This is a genomic window from Oleiphilus sp. HI0123, from assembly GCF_001635315.1.
On sequence record NZ_LWGE01001457.1, the window covers coordinates 1 to 3,583 of the forward strand.

The window sequence follows — 3,583 nt, forward strand, 5'->3', positions numbered from 1 at the left end:
TAATGACTGAGACCCATACACTCCAAAAACTAGTCATGTTCTTCTCTCTCTTTTTCGCTCAAGGTACGTTCCGCGATATCGTCATCCTGAAAGGGCAGGTTGGCTGCATCGTCAAAATCTTTTTTCTTTTTGCCGTTATAGGCCCATAAGCATATGGCGACAAAGGCGATCATGACCAAGATGGTAGATAGACCGCGTAACGTGTTGATATCCATAATATTGGTTCTTACTTGTTCTTAAGAACGGTGCCAAGCTGCTGTAGATACGCAACCATAGCTTCGATTTCTGTTTTACCTTTCACCGCTTCTGCTGCACCGGCAATGTCTTCGTCGGTGTAGGGAACGCCTACTGTACGAAGTGCTTCCATTTTCGCAGCAGTACCTTTGTGGTCTACGATAGCTGTAAACAACCAAGGGTAGGACGGCATTTTGGACTCAGGTACAACATTACGTGGGTTATAAAGGTGAGCACGTTGCCAGTCGTCACTATAGCGACCACCAACACGAGCCAGATCAGGACCAGTACGCTTAGAACCCCATAGGAATGGGTGCTCATAAACATGCTCTCCGGCAACTGAGTAATGACCGTAACGTTCAGTCTCAGCGCGGAAAGGTCTGATCATCTGCGTGTGACAGGTGTGACAACCTTCACGAATATAGATATCACGACCCTCAAGTTCTAAAGCGGTATGTGGCTTCAGACCTTCAATGGGGGTTTGCATGTCTTTGTGGAAGAACAGTGGAACTGCTTCTACCAAGAAACCAAAACTGATAGCTACGACAATCAGAGGGATCATCAAGCCAAGGTTTTTTTCTATTATCTCATGATTCATTGACTCTTCTCCTAAGCTGCTTCAGTCACGGTATCAAGTGCTTTCGCATCTTTCTGCTTAATGGTTAGCCAAACGTTCACGGCCATGATAAGCATACCTGACAAGAAGATAGCACCACCAATTGCACGAACAAGATAACCAGAATGACTTGCTTCTAAAGACTCTACAAAGCTGTAGGTAAGGGTACCGTCATTGTTTACTGCACGCCACATTAGGCCCTGCATAATACCGTTTACCCACATTGCGGCGATGTATAGAACCGTGCCGGCAGTCGCTAACCAGAAGTGTAGGTTGATCATAGACGTGCTATACATTTCTTTAATGCCATAAAGCTTTGGAATCAAGTGATAAACCGCACCGATAGAAATCATCGCTACCCAACCGAGTGCACCAGAGTGAACGTGCCCAATAGTCCAGTCAGTGTTGTGAGATAGCGCGTTTACAGTCTTGATAGACATCATCGGACCTTCGAAAGTAGACATGCCATAGAAAGAAAGCGATACAACCAAGAAACGTAGTACTGGGTCAGTACGTAGTTTATGCCATGCACCAGAAAGCGTCATCATACCGTTGATCATACCACCCCATGATGGAGCTAGTAGGACTAGGGACATGATCATGCCCGCACTCTGTGCCCAGTCAGGAAGAGCGCTGTAATGTAGGTGGTGAGCGCCTGCCCATACATATAAAGAAATCAGTGACCAGAAATGAATAATAGATAGTCTGTAAGAATAAACTGGCTTGCCAGTCTGTTTAGGAACGAAGTAGTACATAATGCCCAAGAAGCCTGCCGTCAGGAAGAAACCAACAGCATTATGGCCATACCACCACTGCATCATCGCATCGACAGTACCTGCGTAAGCAGAGTAGGACTTCCAGAACGTGACTGGAATGGCCATGCTATTCCCGATGTGTAGAATCGCGACAGTGATAATAAATGCGCCATAGAACCAATTTGCAACATAAATGTGCTTGGTCTTACGCTTCATTATGGTACCAAAAAAGAGGACGCCATAGGCTATCCAAACTAAGGTGATTAGAATATCGATCGGCCACTCAAGCTCTGCGTATTCTTTTGCGCTAGTAATGCCTAGTGGCAAAGTGATCGCTGCTAGAACGATGACCGCTTGCCAGCCCCAGAACATGAATGACGCGAGGGTGTCCGAGACCAGGCGTGCTTGGCAAGTCCGCTGCACCACATAAAACGATGTAGCAAATAGAGCACTACCCCCAAAAGCAAAGATAACTGCGTTAGTGTGCAGTGGGCGAATACGACCGAAGCTTAAATAAGGTGAATCGAAGTTTAGCTCTGGCCATACTAATTGAGCAGCGATAAGAACACCGACGGCCATGCCGACAATACCCCATACCACCGTCATAATGGCAAACTGTCTTACAACTTTGTAGTTGTAAGTGATTTGGTTGGTCTCTTTGCTCATCGTTGAGGGTCCATTATTCTACATAAAGTGGAAACGCAAAAAATAAGGAATGTAAACCTTGCACACATCGCTTATTTTTTTACTACCTAAGTAATGATTTAGGGGTAGGTTAATACCCCCAAATCGGCTAGGCGTGAAGGGTACTGATCAGAAAGGACAAAATCAATCTTTTATCACGAAAGTTAGGGGGGAAAGTTGATGTATATCAACTTGGTTTAAGCCGATGGAATGCGCAAATGACTTATATAATAATGACTTACAAAAAATGAGGTTTAATTTGCTATTTTTTAAGTATCGAGATAGATTTTTGGAGTACAGTTTGCGTTGAATGGAGCAAGACGCAACTGTACTCATTGAGCAGATTGCAGAGAAGATGTTTAAGGCATTTCCAAAACGGTAACTTTTTCTTCTCTTTCTAGCATGAGGTTTAACTTGTCCATCATTTCCTTGCGTTCGTGGGATTGTTGCCATGCTTGCCAATCTTGAGTGCTACGCCAGTTGCAAAGGATGACTCGGTGTCTTGAGTTGGTAATATCTTTTAATGACTCCCCAGAAATAAAGCCCGGAGCTCGAATGGCTTTTTGTAGCGTTTGTTTTGCAGTATCCTCATAGTTTGCTTCCAGTGATTCCGCGATGGATCTTTCGATAATAACCCTAATCATGGCATGCCCCTCCAGTGTGCTGTTGTTTTAAGTATAGATTAAAAAAGAGAGCTAGATGTTACATCAACACCTTTTGGATACTCAAGGTTTGTATTGTCCTGAACCTGTTATGATGCTGCACTCAAAAATTGACGAGATGCAAAGTGGGGACGTGGTCAAGGTAATCGCTTCCGACCCGGCCACTCAGCGTGATATACCAAAATTCTGTCAGTTTCTTGGTCATGAACTGCTCGATCAGAGCCAGGAAAACGGCAATTATATTTATCTGCTGAGAAAAGCCTGAAAGTAGTTCTCATGTCGATGTTTCGAGTTTGCACTTTTCAGATCATGCTCTATCTTTTTAGAATGCACCTTTAATTATTCAAATATAGATTGTCAGGTGCTTGCGATATAAATATTAGCTAAAGTTGATTTGGGTATCTATGACTGACAGTGCTACGGGTAGTGTGAAAGTTTCCGTTAATAATTCTTGTACTACTCTCTATATCAGTGGAAGTTTCGCATTTCATTTGCAGAGCGAATTCCGATCAGCTTACTAAAAGGAGGTTGGTGACAGCCGTCTGGTTCAGGTTGATCTCTATGATGTCGAATACATGGATAGTTCCGGTTTGGGAATGTTGCTGGTCATGAAGAAGTTTCTAGACGGTGCA

At 43.9% G+C, this 3,583-nt stretch carries 5 protein-coding genes; 1 reads left to right on the forward strand and 4 read right to left on the reverse strand.

Annotated features, from left to right (window positions below):
- Positions 1-29 precede the first annotated feature (29 nt).
- From A3761_RS19060 to A3761_RS19075, 4 genes are all read right to left on the reverse strand, one after another.
- Positions 30-215 (reverse strand): CcoQ/FixQ family Cbb3-type cytochrome c oxidase assembly chaperone, encoded by a 186-nt coding sequence (locus A3761_RS19060; RefSeq protein ID WP_068509685.1) that lies wholly within the window; start codon positions 213-215, stop codon positions 30-32.
- 11 nt (positions 216-226) lie between these two features.
- Positions 227-832 (reverse strand): cytochrome-c oxidase, cbb3-type subunit II, encoded by a 606-nt coding sequence (gene ccoO / locus A3761_RS19065; RefSeq protein WP_068514735.1) that lies wholly within the window; start codon positions 830-832, stop codon positions 227-229.
- Between the two features lie 11 nt (positions 833-843).
- Positions 844-2,271, reverse strand: coding sequence for a cytochrome-c oxidase, cbb3-type subunit I (ccoN, locus tag A3761_RS19070; RefSeq protein WP_068514738.1), 1,428 nt, complete (start codon positions 2,269-2,271; stop codon positions 844-846).
- A 377-nt stretch (positions 2,272-2,648) separates the two neighbouring features.
- Positions 2,649-2,933 (reverse strand): antibiotic biosynthesis monooxygenase, encoded by a 285-nt coding sequence (locus A3761_RS19075; protein ID WP_068509864.1) that lies wholly within the window; start codon positions 2,931-2,933, stop codon positions 2,649-2,651.
- 55 nt (positions 2,934-2,988) lie between these two features.
- Here A3761_RS19075 and tusA point away from each other — a divergent pair, with 55 nt between their 5' ends.
- Positions 2,989-3,216, forward strand: a complete 228-nt coding sequence (gene tusA / locus A3761_RS19080) for a sulfurtransferase TusA (protein ID WP_068509866.1) — start codon at positions 2,989-2,991, stop codon at positions 3,214-3,216.
- The last annotated feature ends 367 nt before the right edge of the window (positions 3,217-3,583 follow it).